Genomic DNA, 19,801 nt, shown 5'->3' with positions numbered 1-19,801 from the left:
AGGCAAAAAACTAGCTTCATCGGGGGATTTTTTTAGCAAATTTTGTTGTAACTTTAAAAAAGCAATAATTTATTTCTTGTATCATGAGAAATGGATTTGTTACTGTTAATCATGAATATGAGGTGAAGGGTATGTCAGAAAATCAGGAAAAATTCAATTGGGAAGCGGCATTGGAATCGGTAGAGCATGGGGAGATGCTGTCCAAGGAAATCGGCTTCGGGTTTTCGGATGAAGACATCGTAGAACTGGCCAAGCTGCATAAGGCTAACAAGTGCCGCGATAAAATTGTTGAGCTTTTGGTGGATTGCAATTTTATCACCGAGGCTATGGATTTTGCCGAGCAAAACTATGAAGCATATCTTTAAGGCAGGGATACCCATGAAGAAATCGCTAAGATGTTTTTTGATTGGCTTCCTGCTGCTTACCACTACGGTTACTTCGGGCTGTGGCGTATGGGAGGCTTTTGCTATTGTCCGGGCAGTAATCACGGCGGATAAGATTGCTTCGCGTCATGATGATTTGCCGAAGGAGCCGCCGAAAGTATATCGGGATTATACGGCCAAAGTTTTCCGCCAGCAGGACGGCAAGGGGCTGTCGGTTGTCTTGCCGTTCAAGATGGATTTTGCCGCGCTGCCAGCCGATAACGTGGTAAAAAATCCAGAGCGGTATCATCATCAGGATGAGCATTGCTTTGTTTCTATCTATCATGGTTCTATGGTGGAGCCGGGCAAGAAGATGCCGTTTAATCTGAGCTCGTTCATGAAATCGTATAAGGATCCGGATAAGCTGCATCCGGTGCTCAAGACCTGCGAGCAGCGGACTATCAACGGTCAGGAAATGACGTATGCTATAATTAAGGTCAATGGAGAACGGGACAAGCGGAAGATGGAATGTCTGGGCCTTTATTCCGGCAACGATTTTTGGATAATCAGTTATGAGTATAAGGAAGGCGACCCGCAGGCCGAGCAGCTGGTAGAACGATCGCTGAAGTCGGTAAAGATAATTTCATAAGCTATAAGGGCATAACGCCACGGAGACGATTCATCCGTGGCGTTCTTTTTTTGAAAAAAGAATTTGAATTATTAAAATATTAGAAGGAGATTTGTCCGCTGTCACGAAATTTACAGACGGAAAATCTTTCGGTAAAGGATGTTTTGGCAAAAAGGAGGAGTATTGATGAATGATTCAAGGCAGGCAGGTTTTTCTTTGCTCGGCATTATGATTGCCATGGCGATTCTGGCAATCCTCGCGACGATTGCCGTGCCCAAATTCCATTCGGCTATTGCGGTGGCCAATACCACCAAGGTAAAGGCCGACCTCAGTACGCTGGATTCCGCCATTGCGATTTATGCGACGCAGGCGGGGCGTTGGCCGGACCATATCGATGATTTAGCCGATTATGTTTCGGATTTGGATAAACTGAAACCACCGCAGGGAAAATGCCAGTTGAAAGATGGCAAGCTGGTGACGATAAGCGCGGAAAAGTATGAGCTGAAAAAAGAGGCGGCCGGAATCGAGCTCGAGGGTGCGGATTGCCGGGCGGCTTGTGCTGGCTATACGGCAGGAGATTTTGGCAAATGATGCGGGAGGATTTGCTTTTTGGCGCGGCTGGCCTGTGGTTTGTCTGGCGGTTATGGAACCTTGCGCTGCTCGACCTTCGCTGTGGTCTTTTATACGACCGGCTGATACTCATTGTGGCCCTGTCGGCAGTTTATCCATGGCTTTTGGGGATAAATTCCTTGGATGATATACTGGCGGGCGGCCTTGCGGGAAGCGGTTTACTATGGGGCCTGCGCTGGGGAAGCCATGGCGGTATGGGCCTTGGCGATGTGAAACTTGCCGGTGCGATGGGGCTTTGGCTGGGGCTGAAGCTTATGGCCGTGGCATTGGTGCTGGCCTTTTTGCTCGGCGGCATCGTGGCGGCAGGGCTAATGGTGTGGCGCGGGTATTCCTGCACTTCTAAAATTCCGTTTGGGCCGTTTTTGGTGTTCGGCGGCTGTTTTTCTTATTGGTGTGGAATGGAATGCTGGCAGTGGTATGAGAGGCTGTTATGAGTGCGCGGCAAGAAAAAGAGCGGCAGGCAGGTATCGCCCTCGTGGAGGTCCTGCTGCTGGCGGCGGTTATTGCTTGTCTTTCTATGCTGGCAATACCGTCAATAATGCGGTTTTACCGGGAGGCGGCCATTGAATATGAGACGGAGCATCTGCTGGCGGACCTTCGCCGGACGCAGTCGCTGAACCGGCTGATTGAAGGAGCCAATCATGGCTTTTATAATCGTGACGGTGTAGTCAAGCAGGCCGTTATCGAAGTGCGCAAGAATGAATATTGTGTGACCGTGACCAGCAGTCATGAGGAAACGAATATGTCCCATCGTTATTTGCCTTTGGTAAAGGTCAGCAAGGAGTGGAATGGGACGAGCATTGACAGCGGCCCCATTGCCTTTAAGGCCAATGGCGAACTGAAAAATGTCGGCCTTGGGATGATGACGCTCCTCATAACCTGTGAAGGCTGGGAGCAGGAGGGCCGGAAAATCATGATTAGCAGAGCGGGCAGAATCCGCATGGAAAGGGTGAGCTGGTGAAACAGGAAAAACAGCGAGGATATATCTTATTGGAAGTGATGGTGCTAAGTGTTGTCGTCATGGCGATGGCGGTCAGTCTGCATCTTTTCCAGCAGGCGCAGGTGGTGATACAGGCTGATTCGGCAAGACTCAGCGGTGTGTTGCTCGCGCAGGAGGAGTTTGCCCGGCTGGAATGGGCGATGGACCAGGGCGGACTTGGCGAAGGGGAGTATGGCTGGCTCGGCGATGCGCAGCAGCTCGCGCAGGAAAATCAATCGTTTGCGGTCAGGGCAAGTGTCCGCGCCGAAACCGAAGCAGTATGGCGGGCACGGGTGACGGTGCAGTGGCAATCGGCGGTCCGGTCGGGAACGCTTGGCTATGAACGGCTGCTCTGCCGGCACCGCCAACAGAAAGGAGCGGCTTTATGAAGGCGGTGAAAGGGCAGCGGGGAATCGTTTTGCTCGAGACGGCAGTTTCCCTGCCAATTTTGATGCTTCTGTTGACGGCGGCCGTGGCGATGTTGCTCGTGAGCGTCCGGAATTACTTTCGCGTACTGGCTGACGCAGAACTTCATCAGGAGATGCAGATAGCTTTTACCCGCATCGTGCAGGATTTGACCGAGGCGGAATACGTCACGCCTTACCGGCAGAATTATCCCGGAATCGAGATTCATAAACGGTGGTATGCTTTGCGGGACTATAATGGAAGTACCGACGTCTGGGAGCTTTATTGGCTGGCCGAGGTGAAACAAACCACGAAACTCATTTGGGGGTGGGATCGTTCGGCACCAATGACCGGGGATTATTCGCTGGCCGATGTAGAGATGCAGGAGATTAGCGGAACGGAAGAAAAACGGCATCCAGGCTTGTATCGGGTGCGTTTAAAAGGGAGAAGCCGGTTTACCAATCATTATTATACGCTGTCGACGGCGGTGTATCTGCCAAGGTGGGAAGGAGAGATGACGGATGGCTTCCAATAGGCAGGAAGGTGCGGTGTCGCTGGTACTCCTCTGCATGCTGATGGTCGTGACGGCATTATCGTTTGGGCTGCTTTATTTTGTCCGTGCGGGGCAGCAGGCAAATGCCGGCTATGAGGAGGAAACCAGGCTGAGATTGGCGGCGGAGAGCATGGTGGAACTCGTTGCACTGCGGATAGAAGCAGACCCGCAGCTCCCAGCGCGCTGGCGCGATGATATGGTTATGGACATCAAGCTAGAGGCAGTGGACTTGGCGGCGGTGAAGCCGCCGGAGGGCGTGGCATGGAAAGCAGGCGGAATCAAGCGCAAGGATAAACTCTATCTGCTCGGCTATGCCAAAAACAGCCGGAATACGAAACCTTGGGAGGAAGGACGTTTAGTCAAAGGTGAAATGCAGAAAGTGGGGGAGCATTATGTTTGGTTGGGCTGGGTGCCTTAAACAGCGTTTGCAGCTAAAGTGGCGTGATGTTTTGGGGGCTGAGATTCGCGCCGATGGTTCAGTGTGTCTGGTTGAATTGCGGGAAGAAAATGGCTGGCAGGTGGGCCGGCGCATTTTGCTGCCGCCAGCAGCGGAGGGTAAGGATAATGCGTGGCAGGCCCGAAGGATTGCCGCGCGGCTGGAGGAGGAAGGCTTGCAGGAGATTCCCTTGGTTTTGCTTGCCGATAAGAAGGAGGTAAAGGACTATCTGCTGTCGGTGCCGCCAGGATTAAAAGGCGGCGAACAGCGGGAAGCTGCCTATTGGGAGCTTGATGCGCGGCTCGGAGAAATGGGGCTGGATATGGACGATTATGCCGTGGTAATGTGCCCACTGGCGCAGAGTACCTCCCTTTGGGGTGGCGTGGTGCGCCGCGATTATTTGCTGGCATGGCAGGAGGCCTTTGGACAGGCTGGGGTGATATTAGCGGATATCTGGGTCGCGCCAACTGCGGCAGGAGGTGGCAGTGTTCTGGCAGGGGATATGGGAACGATTAAGATTCAGGGGATGGAAATTGCCTGCGAGCAATTGCCGGAGCAGCTGCCATTAACGGAAATGAAAGGGGCGCTTTGCGCCGCCGTGAGTTTTTTGCAAAGTGCTTCGGGGGCTGGTACAGGTGGCGGCGGACTGGTAAAGCGGACGGCAATGCAGGATCGGTGGAACTGGCCGCTTATCTCCGCCTTCGTTGTGGGGCTGGTGGCATTTTTGACCTGTGCCGTGATTGGCTGGGATTCCTGGATGTTGTATGCGGCGCGGCACGAAAACTGGTCGGCCCAACAGGAAATGGTCCACATGGCGTCTGCGCAGAATAAAATGAAGCTTTTGGAACGGATGCGCGAGGAAACGGCGGGAAAGGAAAAACGCCTGCAGGAATTGTCGGCGAAAAATATTTCCTGGTACAGCGTGCTGGTTCATCTCGGCAGCCGGACCGTGGAGGGCGTATGGCTTGACCGGCTGGAGTTTGAAGGCCGTGACAAATTGCGGCTGGCCGGCCGGGCGGCAAGTTATGAGGCTGTGGCTGGTTTTTTGCAGGCGTTTGAGGAGGATAAGGATTTCTTTCCGCAGGGGCCGGTGTTAGAATCGTCAGGGGACGCAGAAAAGCAAAGCCCGGCGCAGGACGGGACAATAGTGTTTCAAATGAGTATCGCCTTATGATGATAGGCAGGAGGAGCGGATGGATTGGAGGAAAAACGTAAGACTGCCGCTGGGAAAAGAATGGCTGTTGGTTTCTGCCAGCGTTTCACTGCTGCTGGCGGGTATGGTTTATTTTTTTGTTCATGAGCCGATGCAGGAACGAACCAGGCAGGCACAGGCGGAGTCACAGGCTATGCGGCAGGATTTGCGGGACATCGAAGCGTATCGCCAGGCACATGCCGGGGAGCAGTCGTACGAAAAAGATTTGCTGGCGCGGCAGGCCCGCGTGGATAAAGCCCTGCCGGATGATATGGAGCAGGGAGCCTTTTTAAGCAAACTTCAGCAGTTAGCATTGGCGCACAAAATCAAATTGACGCAGGTGGCGCCAAAGGCAGTGGCGGTGCGCGATGGATTGGCAGTCATGCCGGTCGAGGTAAAGTTTCGCAGCAGCTATTTCGAGCTGTTATCCTTTTTGCGCAGTTTGCGGGAAGAGCCGCGCTATATCCAGGTAGCGCGGACGGCGGTGCAGGAAAAAGACGGTGCCCTTAACTGTTTGCTCGAACTTCGGATTTATGCCGTCAAAGGAAAAACGTGAAAGGACAGGATAGGGAAAAGTTTTTGATAAATGGACAGGGATTGGCTGTAGAAGGACTTGATTTATAGAATATGATAAATTAAACTAGTAAATAAAGAAATTTGAAATCCTGCGAGGTGTATCCTGTTATGAGTATGTTACGTTTTATGACGGCCGGAGAGTCCCATGGCCCCTGCCTGACCGCAATCCTCGAAGGCCTGCCGGCGGGCCTGAAAATTGATGTTGAGGCGATTAATCGCGATTTGGCGCGCCGCCAGCAGGGCTATGGCCGTGGCGGACGCATGAAAATCGAAACGGACAAGGTGGAAATTGTCTCGGGCGTGCGTTTTGGTGAGACCCTCGGTGGCCCGGTGACTCTGCGCGTCATCAACAAGGATTTTGCCAATTGGACCGACCGCATGGCAGTATTTGGCCAACCGGCAGGGGCAAAGGTCACGGCAGCAAGACCGGGACATGCGGACCTCACGGGGGTCAAGAAATACAACCGGCAGGATGTACGGGATATTCTCGAGCGTTCGAGTGCTCGCGAGACGACGATGCGGGTTGCCGTTGGTGCGGTCTGCAAGGAGTTTTTGCATGCGCTCGGCATTCAAGTCGTATCGCAAGTGACGAATATCGGCGGCGTCGAAGTTGACCCGTCAAATGTCAATCGTCATTTGCTCGGGCAGGAGACATCGTCGGAGCTCAACTGCTTTGACGAGGCTGCCGAAGTGAAGATGAAGGAAAAAATCGACGAAGCCAAGAAGGCTGGCGATACCTTAGGCGGCATTTTTGAGGTGACGGTTCGTGGCTTGCCAGCTGGCCTTGGCAGCCATATCCAGTGGGACCGCCGTCTTGATGCCAAGATTGCCGGTGCCATGATGTCGATTCAGGCGATTAAAGGCGTAGAAATCGGTGCTGGGTTCCAGTGTGCCGTTTTGCCGGGCAGTCAGATTCACGATGAAGTGTTCCTCGATGAGGAAGGCGAAGTATTCCGCAAGACCAACCGGGCGGGCGGCCTTGAGGGCGGCATGACCAATGGCGAGGAAGTTGTGGTCAAAGCGGCCATGAAGCCGATTCCGACGCTTATGACGCCGCTTCGCTCGATTGATATCGAAAGCCGCGAGGCAGTCCTTGCCTGCAAGGAGCGCAGTGATACTTGTGCGGTGTCGGCAGCTTCGGTAGTCGGCGAAGCGATGATGGCCTTCGTCATGGCTGAAGCCATTTGCGACAAGTTCGGTTCTGATGCGATGGTGGATGTAAAAGCTTCGCTTGAAGCGTATAAAAAGCGCATCGGAAAGGACTGGTAACATGAAGAATGTTATACTTATCGGTTTCATGGGAACCGGCAAGACCAGCACGGGCAAAATGCTGGCCAGTAAACTTGGCTGTGCCTTTATCGATATGGACCAGAAAATCGAAGAGGAGGCCGGCATGTGCATTCCCGACATATTTGCGCAAAAAGGCGAGGCGCATTTCCGCCAGTTGGAAAAGGATCTGGTCGAGCGCTTGTCGGCACGGCGCAATGCGGTGATTTCCACAGGCGGCGGTACGGTCAAGAATCCCGACAATGTGGCGGCGTTTAAAAAGAGCGGGATTATCATTTGTTTGAGTGCCAGCGTCGATGCGGTGCTCGAACGCACGAAGCGCCATGGAACCCGTCCGGTGCTCGACCAGGCAGACCAGGGCGACCGCCGCAAGGCTGTGGAATCGTTGATGGCGGAACGGAAAGATTTGTACAAACAGGCAGACTTTACGGTTGACACCAGCGATTTGTCGCCACTGCAAGTGGTCGATGTTATCGTGCGTTTTTTGAAGACAAGAGGTGTACTGCATGCGTGAAGTCCGGGTAGAATTAGGCGAAAAAAGTTATAGTATTTATATAGGCTATGGTCTTGAGGGTGAACTGCGCTCGTTTGTGCAGACGGCGTCCTTTTCGAAAAAAGCCATGGTGGTTACCGATACGAATGTCGGGCCGCTTTATGGTGCGAAAATCCAAACCATACTGCGCGAGGCTGGCCTTGAAGCAGCGGTGGTGACGGTTCCAGCTGGCGAGAGTTCTAAGAGCCTGGCGGTGGCCGAAGACCTCTATACCAAGGCAATTGAATTGGGTCTTGACCGCAAGTCGCCGATTTTTGCCCTGGGTGGCGGCGTGGTCGGCGATTTGGCGGGCTTTATCGCTGCGACGTATATGCGTGGCGTGCCGTTTGTGCAGCTGCCGACGAGCCTGTTGGCACAGGTCGATTCGAGTGTGGGCGGCAAGGTCGCCGTCAACCACAAGCTCGGCAAAAATCTGATTGGAGCGTTTTATCAGCCCAAGGCCGTCTTTATGGACTTGGAACTTATGAAAACGCTGCCAAAGCGTGAAATTTATACGGGACTTGGCGAAATCATCAAGTATGGTATTATCTACGACCGTGAGTTCTTTGCCTTCCTTGAACAGAATCAGCAGGTTGTGCTGGACTTAGAGCCTGAGGCGGCAACGCATATGATTGCGCGCTCCTGTGAAATCAAAGCGGCCGTTGTCAGTCAGGATGAACAGGAGGCCGGGCTTCGCCGCATTTTGAATTTCGGCCATACGATGGCACATGCCATTGAAAAGGAAACGGGCTACACGCGCTATAATCACGGGGAAGCGGTGGCTATCGGCATCGTTGGTGCGGCCGATATCAGCTGCCAGCTGGGCCTCATAGCGCCGGCGGATTTCCAGCGGGTGGTGCAGCTTACCGAAAACCTTCACCTGCCGACCAAGGCCGAGGGCTGCACGGTGGATGCCATGTATGGCGATATCTTCCACGATAAGAAGACCGTAGCGGGCAAGGTCAATTGGGTTTTGATGGATTCTGTTGGCTCCGTTGTCTGCCGCAATGATGTGCCGGCTGATGTGGTGAAGAAGGCCATGAGTGCGCGGATTATCCAGTGAGTTTTCAGCAAAATTTAATTTTTGCGGGGTGTTGAAACGGTCTTCCTTTTATGGTAAACTATCAGAGTATATGTGGGCGGTCCTCTGAGTAAGCCGTGAGTAATCACCAAAGTAGATGCTTGCCACGAACGTCTATAGAAGGAGGAAATATACAAATGAACATTATCGAGACTTTAGAGAAAGAACAGCTCCGTTCCGACATTCCGGCGTTTGCACCTGGTGACACGGTTCGCGTTCATGCGAAAATCGTCGAGGGTTCCCGCGAGCGTATCCAGATGTTCGAGGGCGTTGTCATCTCCCGCCAGGGTACGGGCGTTCGTGAGACGTTCACGGTTCGTCGTATTTCCTACGGCGTAGGTGTTGAGCGTATGTTCCCGGTTCATTCCCCGCGCATTGAGAAGATCGACGTTGTCCGCAAGGGTATCGTTCGTCGTGCAAAACTCTATTATCTGCGCAACCTTACGGGTAAAGCTGCTCGTATCAAAGAGAAACGCTAATTGGCGTAACGGTAGGGACTGCTTTTTAGCAGTCCCTATTTGTTTGAAATTTATTATGAGGAGGATACTGTAATGAGTTCATTAGGAGAAGAGGCTAAAGATTGGATTGTTTCGATTGTCGTGGCTGTCGTGCTGGCGTTTATCATCCGTCAGTTTGTCGTCGAGCTTTATATCGTTGATGGTCCGTCTATGCGGCCAACCTTGCAGTCTCAGGAGCGCCTCGTAGTCAATAAATTCATCTATCAGTTCCGTGAGCCGCAGAAAGGCGAAATCCTGGTATTCCAGTATCCGCGCGACCCGAAGCGTGATTTCATCAAACGTGTTATTGCTACGGCAGGCGACACGGTGGAAATCAAGGATGGACGTGTATTTGTCAATGACCAGCTGCTCAATGAGGACTATATCCTTGAGAAGACGAAGAGCGAATACCCGAAGTCCACGGTACCGAAGGGGACGATTTTCGTTATGGGCGATAACCGCAACAATTCGGAGGACAGCCGCTTTGCCGATGTTGGCTTTGTACCGCTTGACCTCATCAAGGGCAAGGCAATGCTCGTGTTCTGGCCACTGGATTCGTTCAAGGCACTTCCGTGATAGAGGGTGAGCCGATGAAATTTATTTCTTGGAATGTCAACGGCCTGCGGGCCTGCCTTAAAAAAGGGTTTATGGAGTCATTCTGTAAGTTAAATGCCGATGTATTCTGCTTGCAGGAAACGAAGATGCAGCCGGACCAGGCAATCCTCGATTTGCCGGGCTATAAGCAGTACTGGAACAGTGCCGAAAAGAAGGGCTATTCGGGAACGGCGGTGTTTACGCGCATCGAGCCGCTTTCGGTTCGCTATGGCCTCGGCATTGAGGAGCACGATCACGAGGGGCGTGTCATCACGCTGGAGTTTCCCGAGTTCTACTTCGTGACGGTCTATACGCCAAACTCCAAGCGCGAGCTTGAGCGGCTGGCCTACCGCATGGAATGGGAAGACGCCTTCCGCGCTTACCTGCTTGAGCTTGATAGCAAGAAGCCGGTTATCGTCTGCGGCGACCTCAACGTCGCCCATACGGAGATTGACCTCAAGAATCCGAAGACAAATCATCACAATGCGGGCTTTACCGATGAAGAGCGCGGAAAATTCACCGAGCTTTTGGACGCGGGCTTTATCGATACGTTCCGCACGCTTTATCCAGAGCAGACGGGCATCTACACTTGGTGGTCGTACCTGCGCAAGGCGCGCGATACGAATGCGGGCTGGCGCATCGACTACTTCGTGACGTCCAAGCGTCTCCAAGAGCGCATCGCCGACGCGACGATTCATAACGAAATATTTGGCAGTGACCATTGCCCGGTGGGCTTAGAGCTCAAATAAAACAAACGGCAGCAGCAATCTCAGGCTAGGATTGCTGCTGCCGTTTTTGACTTGTCAAATGCTGACATGTCAGATTTGACCGGTCAATTTGGTAATATTGACTTTGACATCGTAGAAGGTACTGCCTGCATCCTTGTCGGTGGTGCGCGCGTGGGTCAGCTGGTTGGTGTTGCCGGTTTTTGTCAGTGTGTTCCACCAGACGCCTTCGCTGACGACGCGGCCCGGCTGGGTGCGCGCCGATAGGGTTAGCGTAAACTGCGCACGGCCTTGCGTGTTGCTGGCTGCTACTATATCGCCCTCGCAAAGTCCCAGGCGGTTGGCATCGTCGGGGTGCATCATAAGCTCCATGATGTGGCCGCGCGTGAGCTCGGGGCGCTCGTTGAAGGAACTGTCAAGGATGCGCGGGTCAGGCGAATTGATGAGCAGGAATGTTTCGGTGTCGTTGGCATAATGGGGGGGACGGTAGTCGGGCAGGGCTGGCTCGATAGCGGAATTTTTGATTTCGATTTTGCCCGACGGCGTTTTAAAATCGAGTTTGTAATTATCGGGCAGCGGCAAGTCGACTGGCTCGCCACTTTCAAGTTTTGCTTTGTCGACAGGCAGCGGCCAGGTGGTGTCAGTGCTGGCGATAAATTTTTCAATTAAGTCCGGTTCACTCTGCTGGAAAAATTCATCGTCAATGTTCATGGCTTTGGCCAGCAGTGAAAAGACCTGCCAGTTGGATTTGCTTTGGCCGATGGGCGGAATGGCGGCGTTGCCGCGTTGGACGGTATAGTGTCCGTAAGAATAGTAGATGTCGTCGTGTTCAAGCGAAGTCGTCGCGGGCAGGATGATGTCGGCATAGCGAGCCGTGTCGGTCATAAAGCGCTCGTGAACGACAGTAAAGAGGTCGTCGCGCGATAGTCCTTGTGCGACAAGTGCCTGCTCGGGAGCTGTGCAGGCGGGATTTGATGAATAGACGTAGAGGCTCTTGATGGGCGGTGCAAGCGTTTCATCAGTGAGCACCTGGCCGAGTTTTATCATATTGATATGACGGACGCCTTTTTTTTCTTTTTCCGGGCGGCGGATGATGCTCTTGTCGAAGGCATGACTGCCGGAGGCCGAGGTCAAAAGACCGCCGCCAACATGGGCATAGGCACCGGTGATGGCGGGCAGGCAGGTGATGAGCCGCGAGGTCATCGCACCGTTGCCATAGCGCGACTGGCCGCTGCCGAGACGGATAAACGGCGCGCGGGCGCGGCCAAAGGCATGGGCAAGTTCTTCGATTGCCGCAGCGGGAACCTCGGTGATGGAGGAAACAGCTGCGGGCGTATAGCGCGGCAAAAAAGTATCGCGCAGTTCCTCCCAACCCTCGACATATTGCGTGATAAATGTTTCGTCGATAAGGCCGTCGCGATTCAAGACGTGCATAAGGCCAAGGGCCAGTGCGCCATCGGTGCCGGGCTTAATGCTTGTGAAGTGGTCGGCGTAGCGGGCCGTCGGTGTTTCGTAGGTATCGATGCACCAGACTTGCGCGCCGTTCTGGCGCGCAAGGTCGACGTCGTGGCGGAAGTGAATGTCGGTGGCGAGCATGCTGATGCTCCAAAGAATGATGAAATCGCTGTTGGCAGCCTCCTGCGGCGCAGTCGGCAGGGTGCCACCCATGACATCGCGGTAGCCGCGTGACTTTGCCGGCGCGCAGATGGTGCGGTCAAGGCTCGTGGCACCGAGCTGATAGAAAAAACTGTGGCCGGCGCTGTATTGAATTGTCCCCATGGTGCCAGCGTAAGAGTAGGGCAGGATGGCCTCAGCGCCATACTTACGGATAATCTCCTTCCACTGGCTCGCAATCGTTGCAATGGCGGTATCCCAGCTGATCGGTGCAAATTCGCCACTGCCTTTGGGGCCAATGCGCTTTAGCGGTGTCGTAAGGCGCGCGGGGGAGTGCACCGTGCGCTCGTAGCGCGCCATCTTGGGACAGAGCGTGCCGCGCGTGTAGCTATGGCCAGGGTCGCCTTTTACTTGGACGACTTTATCGCCTTCGGTATAGACAAGCAGCCCGCAGCAATCGGGACAGTCGTAAGGGCAGGCAGATTTTTTGATTTCCATGAGGACACCTCCATTGTGTTCGTTATCTTCTATTATACGACAAGAAATTAATTATTGCGATGATAATAGTCCTTGTGATAATATGTAAATTAGTGTTATTTGCAAATGGGAGGATTTACTTTGTCAGCATTAAGTGAAGAACTCAATAAAGAAATAGAAAAGCGCCGCACCTTTGCCATCATCTCCCACCCGGATGCTGGTAAGACGACGCTTACGGAGAAACTCTTGCTCTACGGTGGTGCCATTCATCTGGCCGGCTCCATCAAGAGCCGCAAGACGCAGCGTCATGCGGTATCGGACTGGATGGAAATCGAGAAACAGCGTGGTATCTCGGTCACGTCGTCGGTCTTGCAGTTTGATTACGATGGCTGCCGCATCAACATCCTCGATACGCCGGGTCATCAGGACTTTTCGGAGGATACGTATCGTACGCTGATGGCCGTCGACAGTGCCGTCATGGTTATCGATGTCGCCAAGGGTGTCGAGGCCCAGACGAAAAAGCTGTTCAAGGTCTGCAAACAGCGCAACATTCCGATTTTTACCTTCGTCAACAAGCTCGACCACTATGGCAAGGCGCCAATCGACCTCATGGACGAAATTGAAAACGTGCTGGGCATCCGTTCGTATCCGATGAACTGGCCAATCGGTCAGGACGGCCAGTACATGGGCGTTTATGACCGCCGCAACGACAAAGTGCTGCTGTTTGCCGAAGATACGACGCACGGCCAGGAAGCGCGCATTGCCGATGTCTACGAACCCGATGACCCGGCAGTTATCGAGCGCGTTGGCGAAGACGTCTGGGAAGCATTGCAGGAAGACTTGGAGCTCTTGAATGAAGCCGGCGAGGAGTTTGACATGGAGCTTGTCAATGCCGGTGAGCTCACGCCGATGTTCTTTGGTTCGGCCATGACGAACTTTGGTGTGCAGGACTTCCTCGAGGGCTATATCCGCATGGCGCCGATTCCGCAGCCGCGCAAGTCCTCCGAGGGCATGATTCCGGCCAGCGATGAGAAGTTCTCGGGCTTTGTCTTCAAGATTCAGGCCAACATGAACCCGGCCCATCGCGACCGTCTGGCCTTCATCCGCATCTGCTCGGGCAAGTTCGAGCGCAATATGGAAGTCTGGCATGAGCGCACGGGCAAGATGCTGAAGCTCGCGCAGCCGCAGCAGTTTCTCGCCCAGGACCGCCAGATCGTCGACACGGCTTATCCGGGCGACATCATCGGCTTGTTTGACCCGGGCGTCTTCGGCATTGGCGATACGGTCTGCGATGCCAGCCACAAGTTCAAGTATGCGGACTTCCCGGTATTCCCGCCTGAAAAATTCGCGCGCGTGCAGGCAAAAGACACGATGAAGCGCAAGCAGTTCGTCAAGGGCATCGAGCAGCTCACGCAGGAGGGCGCTATCCAGCTCTTCCAGCAGGCTGGTGCGGGCACCGAGTCCTACATCGTCGGCACGGTCGGTACGCTGCAGTTTGAGGTGCTGGAGTACCGTCTCAAGAACGAGTACAACGTCGATATCGAAATGAACATGCAGCCGTTCGAGGTCGCCCGCTGGATGGCCTTCGAAGATGGCCGTGAAGTGACGCCGGCAGAGCTCAAGGGCGCGGACCGCGGCATGTTTGTCTATGACCGCAACCAGAATCCGGTACTCTTGCTCAACAACGAGTGGGCAATCGGCTGGATTACGGACAACAATCCGGACCTCGTGCTTAACCACGTTCCGTTTGACAAGAAAGAAGCATAAGCTAAGTCTGGGAAACAAAAGAGTTCCAGCCGCTTGCGAAGGCAAATGGCTGGAACTTCTTTTAGTTTCCGTAAAGTGTATGAAATTCGTTTACGATATTTTCGTAGTTGGTGGGGCGCACGCGGATGCCGTAGCCGACGAATACGGGCGGCGTGGCAAACCGCGGCATGAGTTTGACGTAGATGGTTTCCTCGTGATGATAGAAGAAAATGTTATAGCTGTTGCAGCGCTTGTGGAAGTGATGGGTGAGATAATCCGTGCCGATTTGCAGGTAATCGGCCAAAGTGTCAAGTGAGTCTTCAGTAAGCTGGCGGTCAATCAGATTGAATTCCCAAAAGCCAATGCGCGGCTGGTCGGAAACGGTCATTGTTACACCGTTTTTGGCATAGATGACGGGGCCGTCAAATTCCTCGGGGCGTACCGAAATTTTTTCCGTAGGGGCAGTGAGGCCGATTAGCTGCATGTGCGGGTGGCGGATTGTGCCGCCAGACAGTGGGCCGAAGTTTTTAAAGAAGAGGACGTCCTCGTAACGGCCGCAGGCGAGCAGTTTTTGCCAGTGATGAAGGCCGAAGCGGACGAGCTTTCGCATGTGCTCAGCCTGGTATTCAGGCATATCGCTCTGGCAGGCATCGCCTTCAATCAGCACGAACTGGTCGGTGCCTTTCAGCACGTTGTATTTGTTGCGGAGCAGTACGATAGAACCTTCGCTGTCGATGATGTTTTCGAGTTTTTCGCGGTCGCAGAATGGGCAGTGATTGCCGGTGTGGACGATGGTTTCGGGCTTTTGCCGTCCCACCGTCATATCAAATTCAAGCAGGTTGTGATTCATGATTGCTCCTTGCCGTTTTCGGCTGCTGCCATAAAAAAATGTGGCATACCAAGGCTATAAATGATATAATTCATATGTTACGTACCAATATTATAACGATATTGGCGAAATTTTGCAAAACGGGCATGCTGCCAGGTGCAGTATGCCTTTGTACATAGGCGGTGTTTCCAATTAGTAACCAGGAAGTAAAAGAAGAAAAGAAATCCAGCAAGGGCGAATCGTTCCTCAAGGGAACGTTTATCCTGACCGTTGCCGGATTTGTCGTCAAGGTTATCGGCTCCTTGAATTGGATTTTTGTGTCCCGAATCCTTGGCGGTGAAGGTATCGGTCTTTACCAGATGGCCTTCCCGATTTATTTCTTTGCCATGACGGTGTCGCAGGCCGGTGTGCCAGTCGCTATCTCGATTATTACGGCAGAGAAGGTGGCCTTAAAGGACATTTTCGGCGCGCGGCGCGTGTTCCATATCTCCATGGCACTGATGCTCGTGACGGGCCTCGTGTTCTCGTTCTTGACCTATTTTGCGGCCGACTGGCTGATCGATTGGCAGTTCGTGCGCGACCCGCGTGCCTATAAGTCGATTGTGGTTTTGGCGCCGACGGTATTTTTCGTTACGCTGCTTGCTAGCTCGCGCGGATATTTGCAGGGCTGGCAGCGCATGACGCCGACGGCGGTCTCGCAGATTGTCGAGCAGATTTTCCGCGTCATCACAATGATTCTCTTGGCAGAACTGCTGTTGCCATGGGGCCTCGACTACGCTTCGGCTGGTGCGTCGCTCGGCGCTTTGGCGGGCGCGGTGACCGGTCTTATGGTGCTCGTCTACTTCCACTGGAAGCTCGACCGCGACATTGAACGCGACTATGGCAACGACTTGCAGCCGCTGCCGGGCAAGGAATGCGAACCGGCCTGGGACATTATCAAGCGCATTTTCAAGCTGTCGCTGCCAGTTTCGGCGGCCAGCATCATGCTGCCGGTTGTCTCGAATCTCGACCTCATGATTGTCCCGCAGCGCTTGGAAGTCGCTGGCTACAGTGTCAATGAGGCGACGGAGCTCTTCGGTTATCTCACGGGTATGGCTGTGCCGCTCGTCAATCTCTCGTGCATCATTACGGCTTCGATGGCCATGAGCATCGTGCCGGCAATTTCGGAGGCGCGGGCGTTAAAGGATATGAAGCGCGTCTACAACCAGACGGCGGCTTCGGTCCGCATCTCGAATTTTGTCTGCTTCCCGGCTTTTGTCATCGTGTTTGTCCTGGCGACGCCGATTTCGTCGCTGATTTACAACGCGCCGGGCGCTGGCCCTGCCGTCATGATTTCGGCAGTCAGCATTATTCTCCTGGGCCTGCATCAGGTATCGACGGGTATCCTGCAGGGCCTTGGCCATCCGACGATTCCGATGGTTAATATGATTTTGGCCGCTGTGGCTAAAGTCGTCCTGAACTGGGAACTCACGGCAATCCCTTGGCTCGGCATCATGGGTGCTGCCTGGGCGACGGCGGCCGATATGGGTGTGGCCGCTATCATCAATCTGATTTTCATCTACAAGTTCATCGGCTACCGCATGGAGATTCCGCAGCTCTTGAAGACTGTCATCGCGTCGGCGGTCATGGCAGCAGCGGTCTACTTCTTCTATGATTGGACGATGGCCTGGTGGCAGATTGGCGTCATCTCGACGTTCGGTGCCGTGTTCTTTGGCTGTGCGGTCTATATCGCGGTCATGCTGCTGATTGGCGGCTTGCGCGAAGACGACCTTGAGCGCATGCCGATGCTCGGACGAATTGGCATCAAGTTCCTGCGCCGCATCGGTGTCTTTAAGACCACCGCAAATTGATTCGTTGAAACGAGCAGTACCAACCTGCTCGTTTTTTATAGGAGGAGAAACATTGAAAAAGCTGGTCCTTTTCTATAATCCGGTATCCGGCCATGCCGCCTTTAAAAATAAGATCGACAGTATGGTGGAGGCCTTTCAGCGCCGCAACATTCTGTTGCTCATGTATCGGACGAAAAAAGAAGGCAATGAGGAGTTTGTCGATTTTGTCCGCGAGACTCAGCCCGAGGGTGTGCTGGCAGCTGGTGGCGACGGTACGGTTCATGAATGCGTCAATCTGATGGTGAAAAACGGCATTGACCTGCCGCTGGGCATCATTGGCAGCGGCACGTCCAACGATTTTGCCACGTACCTCAAAATCAATGAGGATATGGAGAAGTATTTCGACATCATCGCTGCTGGCAAATCCTGCCGTATGGACCTGGGCAAAGTCGGCGAAGATTACTTCATCAATGTGGCCAGTGCTGGTATGATGACGGGGATTGCGCATGAAGTCGATGCGCGGCTCAAAAATGCCATGGGAAAGATGGCCTACTATATCAAAGGTTTGGGCGAGATTCCGAAATTCCATGCCGTTCCGCTTAAAATCGAAGCTGATGGCGTGCTGCATGAACTCGAGGCTTTTCTGTTTGTCGTCATCAACAGTGCCGTCGTTGGCAGCATGAAAAATGTGGCCAAAGATGTTTCGGTTACCGATGGCAAGCTCGATTTGCTGGCTATTCGCAAATGCGGCATCCCGTCGCTGATGGCTGTAACGGCAGACCTCATTGCCGGCAAGCCGGTATCGGAGAAAGATAAGGTACTGCACATTCAGGCAGAAAACTTCCGCATTGAATCGACAGAACCTTTGCAGAGTGACCTCGATGGCGAAATCGGCCCTATGCTGCCGCTGACCATCGAGACAGTACCACAGGCTATCGCTGTGTATTGTGACGTACAAGGATAAATAACAACGCCAAGCGTGCGGTTGACAATCAAATGTCAGTCGCCCGCTTGGCGTTGTTATTGTTCTTATGGAATATACATGCTATAATACCTTTGGCAGGAGTATCCTGCCAGGCCACCAGATACGGTAGGCGGATTATTTGTAACGTACACCCTCGCAGAAAGGTGCTTTAAGGCCAAGCGTAAGCGTGGTCGATTGGCCACCCCGAAGTGGAGGTGTTACCGATAGATGCGGACACGCTGAAGCTTCTGCTTCTCCTGCTCCTCATTATAGAGGTAAAAAAGAAATAACCGCCGATTTCCTACCTCGGGCGGTTATTTCTAAAGAACTTTAGATATAAACCATCGAGCGAGGGAATAATCCGTCTATCGGTGGTCTTTTTTCTAGTTCTATTATAGCGGTTTTGCCGTTTTTTTTCAATACCTGCCTGCTTTGACTTGTCAAGTTGTCTTGTCGGCTGGCGGATTGGAGGTAAAAAATCGAGGGGATTGCTGGAAGTCGTTGCGTTTTTGGGTGGCTTGCGGTAGGGTCAGCTGACGCAGGTCGGTGGCCATGGTGTCGAGGGCGAGCTGTTGCTGCAAGGGGGATAAGGTGACTGGGCCTTGGACGCGTTGGGAGCTGGTCAAGAAGGCACTGGTTTTGGTGATGAGCGGAAGTGTTTCCGCTTTTTTTATGCGTTTGAGCAAGTCGCGGCCGCGTGGGCCGCAGGCGAGGATGCGCGCGTAGAGCGGGCCGGCGTCGTCCATGGATGCCAGTTGTGTTTGCGTGAGGCCGAGCAGCAGGTGGATAAGCGTGCGGGCGATGCGGCTTTTGGGATAGCGTTTGGTCGTGGCGGCAGTCAAGACTTCGTTGTAGGTTCTGGTTGTTTGCAGGCAGTCGCGCAAGCGGTTTTCAAGGCCTTCGTTGATGCCGGCGATTTCTTGCAATGCTGTGTTGTCTGTGCGCAGCATAAGGGCTTGCAGTGGTACGAGCAGGCGGTCGAGATTTGGCAGTTCGGAAGCGTTTAGCTGACGGATGGCGGCAAAGCCTGCGGCTGGCAGGGCTTCTTGCAAGGCTTTACTGTCGTAGGCAGTGAGCTGAGGCAGGAGCAGTTTGCCGCCTGCGGCATGTGATGCTTTAGCGGCTTTAGACAGCAGTTGGCGGATGGCCGAGGCGCTGGCGTGAGGGGCGGCGATGTTGATGTTATGGTAGCTGGCGCCTGCCCGGGGAATCAGCAGCGGTTCGATGGCGGGCGTTTTTTTCAGTGCGCGCAGGTACTCGATGGCGAGAATGTTGTTGGGCGTGTGCAGAAGCGAGGCATCTATCCGGGCTTCACTGGCGGTAAGTTCTGTGAGCGCTTGTGCATAGGAGGCGCCAGCGCTTATGCGCTCGTGCAGCTGCGTTTGCACGGCGGGCGAGTCGATGGCCGTTGCAATCGCCGTTAATGTTGTAAGCGATGAACATTCGGCGCCAAAGGCGAGCGTGTCGATGACGCCAAGTCTTGCGAGCAGCTGCACGCCGCCGCGGGCAAAATCCTGCGCACTGCGGCAGGCGAAGGCAAAGGGCAGTTCAAAGACGACGTCGCAGCCGCCCTTTACGGCAAGTTCCGCCCGCGTCCATTTGTCGAGCAGGGCTGCCGTTCCGCGCTGCAGGAAACTGCCGCTCATCACCGCTGCGATAATCGTATCCGGATGATTTTTACGGATTTGTTCAAGCTGATATTGATGTCCGTTATGGAAGGGATTGTATTCGGCGATGATTCCGGTAATATGCATGGCGGGTCCTTTCTGGCGGCTCAGTGTCTGCCGCAATGATTTGTTATAAGTGTATCATTTTGCTTGGGATTCGTCTATGTGACTATGGCACTTTGGTGGTTGGCGCAAATA

Annotated in this window: 22 protein-coding genes; 19 read left to right on the top strand and 3 right to left on the bottom strand. The window is 53.7% G+C overall.

Annotated features, from left to right (window positions below):
• Positions 1 to 131 precede the first annotated feature (131 nt).
• The 16 genes from FZ040_RS13110 to FZ040_RS13035 all read left to right on the top strand — a co-directional run bounded on the left by FZ040_RS13110 (position 132) and on the right by FZ040_RS13035 (position 10,501).
• Entirely contained in the window at positions 132 to 365 is a 234-nt protein-coding gene (locus FZ040_RS13110) for a hypothetical protein (RefSeq protein WP_149172414.1), read from the top strand.
• Between the two features lie 13 nt (positions 366 to 378).
• Entirely contained in the window at positions 379 to 1,011 is a 633-nt protein-coding gene (locus FZ040_RS13105; protein ID WP_149172413.1) for a hypothetical protein, read from the top strand.
• 165 nt (positions 1,012 to 1,176) lie between these two features.
• The gene (locus FZ040_RS13100) at positions 1,177 to 1,581 is read left to right on the top strand and encodes a type II secretion system protein (protein ID WP_255448898.1); all 405 of its coding nucleotides are present in this window, start codon (positions 1,177 to 1,179) and stop codon (positions 1,579 to 1,581) included.
• Positions 1,578 to 2,054 carry a prepilin peptidase gene (locus FZ040_RS13095; protein ID WP_149172411.1) on the top strand — a complete coding sequence of 159 codons (477 nt, stop codon included), beginning with the start codon at positions 1,578 to 1,580 and terminating at the stop codon, positions 2,052 to 2,054. The genes FZ040_RS13100 and FZ040_RS13095 overlap by 4 nt, the downstream gene beginning before the upstream one ends.
• The gene (locus tag FZ040_RS13090; RefSeq protein ID WP_149172410.1) at positions 2,051 to 2,581 is read left to right on the top strand and encodes a pilus assembly FimT family protein; all 531 of its coding nucleotides are present in this window, start codon (positions 2,051 to 2,053) and stop codon (positions 2,579 to 2,581) included. Before FZ040_RS13095 ends, FZ040_RS13090 begins: the two co-directional genes overlap by 4 nt.
• A complete protein-coding gene (locus FZ040_RS13085; RefSeq protein ID WP_149172409.1) occupies positions 2,578 to 2,988 on the top strand; it encodes a type II secretion system protein in 411 nt (136 codons plus the stop codon). The genes FZ040_RS13090 and FZ040_RS13085 overlap by 4 nt, the downstream gene beginning before the upstream one ends.
• Positions 2,985 to 3,539 carry a PilW family protein gene (locus FZ040_RS13080; protein ID WP_149172408.1) on the top strand — a complete coding sequence of 185 codons (555 nt, stop codon included), beginning with the start codon at positions 2,985 to 2,987 and terminating at the stop codon, positions 3,537 to 3,539. Before FZ040_RS13085 ends, FZ040_RS13080 begins: the two co-directional genes overlap by 4 nt.
• On the top strand, positions 3,526 to 3,975 hold the full coding sequence (locus tag FZ040_RS13075) for a hypothetical protein (protein WP_149172407.1): 450 nt from the start codon (positions 3,526 to 3,528) through the stop codon (positions 3,973 to 3,975). The genes FZ040_RS13080 and FZ040_RS13075 overlap by 14 nt, the downstream gene beginning before the upstream one ends.
• Positions 3,950 to 5,167: a PilN domain-containing protein gene (locus tag FZ040_RS13070; RefSeq protein WP_149172406.1), complete on the top strand. Its 1,218-nt coding sequence runs from the start codon at positions 3,950 to 3,952 to the stop codon at positions 5,165 to 5,167. The genes FZ040_RS13075 and FZ040_RS13070 overlap by 26 nt, the downstream gene beginning before the upstream one ends.
• A 19-nt stretch (positions 5,168 to 5,186) precedes the next feature.
• Positions 5,187 to 5,741, top strand: coding sequence for a type IV pilus inner membrane component PilO (locus FZ040_RS13065; protein WP_149172405.1), 555 nt, complete (start codon positions 5,187 to 5,189; stop codon positions 5,739 to 5,741).
• 128 nt (positions 5,742 to 5,869) lie between these two features.
• Entirely contained in the window at positions 5,870 to 7,030 is a 1,161-nt protein-coding gene (gene aroC / locus FZ040_RS13060) for a chorismate synthase (protein WP_149172404.1), read from the top strand.
• 1 nt (position 7,031) lies between these two features.
• Positions 7,032 to 7,562 carry a shikimate kinase gene (locus FZ040_RS13055; protein ID WP_149172403.1) on the top strand — a complete coding sequence of 177 codons (531 nt, stop codon included), beginning with the start codon at positions 7,032 to 7,034 and terminating at the stop codon, positions 7,560 to 7,562.
• Positions 7,555 to 8,643 carry a 3-dehydroquinate synthase gene (aroB, locus tag FZ040_RS13050; RefSeq protein ID WP_149172402.1) on the top strand — a complete coding sequence of 363 codons (1,089 nt, stop codon included), beginning with the start codon at positions 7,555 to 7,557 and terminating at the stop codon, positions 8,641 to 8,643. The genes FZ040_RS13055 and aroB overlap by 8 nt, the downstream gene beginning before the upstream one ends.
• A 155-nt stretch (positions 8,644 to 8,798) precedes the next feature.
• A complete protein-coding gene (gene rplS / locus FZ040_RS13045; protein WP_074514658.1) occupies positions 8,799 to 9,140 on the top strand; it encodes a 50S ribosomal protein L19 in 342 nt (113 codons plus the stop codon).
• A gap of 72 nt (positions 9,141 to 9,212) precedes the next feature.
• Complete coding sequence (gene lepB / locus FZ040_RS13040; RefSeq protein WP_149172401.1) at positions 9,213 to 9,734, top strand: signal peptidase I; 522 nt, start codon at positions 9,213 to 9,215, stop codon at positions 9,732 to 9,734.
• A gap of 14 nt (positions 9,735 to 9,748) precedes the next feature.
• Positions 9,749 to 10,501: an exodeoxyribonuclease III gene (locus FZ040_RS13035; protein ID WP_149172400.1), complete on the top strand. Its 753-nt coding sequence runs from the start codon at positions 9,749 to 9,751 to the stop codon at positions 10,499 to 10,501.
• Positions 10,502 to 10,570: 69 nt separating this feature from the next.
• On the opposite strand, the gene FZ040_RS13030 is transcribed toward FZ040_RS13035, so the two are convergent.
• Positions 10,571 to 12,589 (bottom strand): molybdopterin-dependent oxidoreductase, encoded by a 2,019-nt coding sequence (locus FZ040_RS13030; RefSeq protein WP_149172399.1) that lies wholly within the window; start codon positions 12,587 to 12,589, stop codon positions 10,571 to 10,573.
• Between the two features lie 120 nt (positions 12,590 to 12,709).
• Here FZ040_RS13030 and FZ040_RS13025 point away from each other — a divergent pair, with 120 nt between their 5' ends.
• Entirely contained in the window at positions 12,710 to 14,335 is a 1,626-nt protein-coding gene (locus FZ040_RS13025) for a peptide chain release factor 3 (protein WP_149172398.1), read from the top strand.
• 61 nt (positions 14,336 to 14,396) lie between these two features.
• On the opposite strand, the gene FZ040_RS13020 is transcribed toward FZ040_RS13025, so the two are convergent.
• Positions 14,397 to 15,164 (bottom strand): DUF4931 domain-containing protein, encoded by a 768-nt coding sequence (locus FZ040_RS13020; RefSeq protein WP_149172397.1) that lies wholly within the window; start codon positions 15,162 to 15,164, stop codon positions 14,397 to 14,399.
• A gap of 161 nt (positions 15,165 to 15,325) precedes the next feature.
• Between FZ040_RS13020 and FZ040_RS13015 the strand changes: the two genes are divergently transcribed.
• Together FZ040_RS13015 and FZ040_RS13010 are read left to right on the top strand one after the other, a co-directional pair.
• Positions 15,326 to 16,993 carry a putative polysaccharide biosynthesis protein gene (locus tag FZ040_RS13015; RefSeq protein ID WP_149172396.1) on the top strand — a complete coding sequence of 556 codons (1,668 nt, stop codon included), beginning with the start codon at positions 15,326 to 15,328 and terminating at the stop codon, positions 16,991 to 16,993.
• Between the two features lie 52 nt (positions 16,994 to 17,045).
• On the top strand, positions 17,046 to 17,936 hold the full coding sequence (locus tag FZ040_RS13010; protein WP_149172395.1) for a diacylglycerol/lipid kinase family protein: 891 nt from the start codon (positions 17,046 to 17,048) through the stop codon (positions 17,934 to 17,936).
• 440 nt (positions 17,937 to 18,376) lie between these two features.
• Here the strand turns inward: FZ040_RS13010 and FZ040_RS13005 are convergent, their stop codons facing one another.
• Positions 18,377 to 19,690 carry a tRNA(Met) cytidine acetate ligase gene (locus tag FZ040_RS13005; protein ID WP_149172394.1) on the bottom strand — a complete coding sequence of 438 codons (1,314 nt, stop codon included), beginning with the start codon at positions 19,688 to 19,690 and terminating at the stop codon, positions 18,377 to 18,379.
• Between the last annotated feature and the right edge of the window lie 111 nt (positions 19,691 to 19,801).

Origin of the sequence: Pseudoselenomonas ruminis, assembly GCF_008271295.1 — a bacterium.
GTDB classification, from domain to species: Bacteria; Bacillota; Negativicutes; order Selenomonadales; family Selenomonadaceae; genus Selenomonas_A; species Selenomonas_A ruminis.
The sequence above is the reverse complement of the archived record's forward strand: the minus strand, read 5'-3'. Positions and strand labels throughout refer to the sequence as shown.